Here is an 887-nt window from a genome sequence, read left to right as displayed (position 1 = left end):
GGCTGTTCTGGACCCAGCAGCACGGCGACAACGTGCTCTGGGAGATCACCCGGCGCTGAACCGAGTGCGCGGCGGGCTCCGGCCCGCCGCGCACCCGCTCGGCTCAGCGCGTCCCGGCCAGGAACTCCGCGACCCAGCGGTGTGCGGTCGTGCATGCTTCGGCTTCGGTGCCGCGGAGGTGTTCGACGACCTCGCCGTCGTCCCAGAGTATGAGGGCGACGACGCCGGGCTGGATGGGCGTCAGTCCGACGAGCCGACGGTGCCCGTTTCGCTCGAGGACCCGCTCGGCGGTGAGCCATTGCCCGGTCGTGCCGGTGCGGGTGACCGTCCAGGCTGGGTCCTGGGTGAGCTGGGCCACCGACCGTGGAGCGAGCTCTACCGGCTGTTCGTTGTGCACGTCTGCCAACCTCGCATGGTTACCCTCATCTGGTGATCGATAGGTGAATCTCAGGTTAACAACGTCTAGTCTGGCTTCCGCAAGCGTGCCGCTGACCTCGGTCTTCGGCGCCACGACCGGCCGGTCGGCGCACCACCCATGTGCCGCCGGTGGTACCACTGTCCGGACATGATCCACTACGGTGTGGCGAACCTGAGGGCCGCGACCGCAGGGAGTCGTCGTGCCGACCCTCACCGCCGTGGCTGACTGGACGATCACCGCGCGCTTCACCCATGCTTCCTCCAGTGGGTACTGGGCGCCGCGGGTGTGGAGCAGTCGCGGGCTTGCGATCGCCGAGGCCGATGTTGCCCCCTTCGACAAGGCGCTGGGCGAGAGATGCTGAAGCTGCCGATCTACTGGCTGGCCCGCACCCGGTGAGGTTCACCCCGAACGGTGGACAGGGGCTTACACAGTTCAAGCAACCACTGGCAGCGACTTCTCGTAGTCGTTG

Annotated in this window: 2 protein-coding genes; one reads left to right on the top strand and one right to left on the bottom strand. The window is 67.6% G+C overall.

Annotated elements, in window-relative coordinates:
* Nucleotides 1-103: 103 nt before the first annotated feature.
* Nucleotides 104-397, bottom strand: coding sequence for a hypothetical protein (locus tag ISP_RS40395; protein ID WP_013229557.1), 294 nt, complete (start codon nucleotides 395-397; stop codon nucleotides 104-106).
* Between the two features lie 220 nt (nucleotides 398-617).
* Between ISP_RS40395 and ISP_RS40390 the strand changes: the two genes are divergently transcribed.
* Nucleotides 618-779, top strand: coding sequence for a hypothetical protein (locus tag ISP_RS40390; RefSeq protein WP_014467690.1), 162 nt, complete (start codon nucleotides 618-620; stop codon nucleotides 777-779).
* Nucleotides 780-887: the final 108 nt, after the last annotated feature.

Source organism: Amycolatopsis mediterranei (assembly GCF_026017845.1).
Taxonomy (GTDB): Bacteria; Actinomycetota; Actinomycetes; order Mycobacteriales; family Pseudonocardiaceae; genus Amycolatopsis; species Amycolatopsis mediterranei.
Note: the sequence above shows the minus strand (reverse complement) of the source record. Positions and strands in the feature narration are given on the sequence as shown.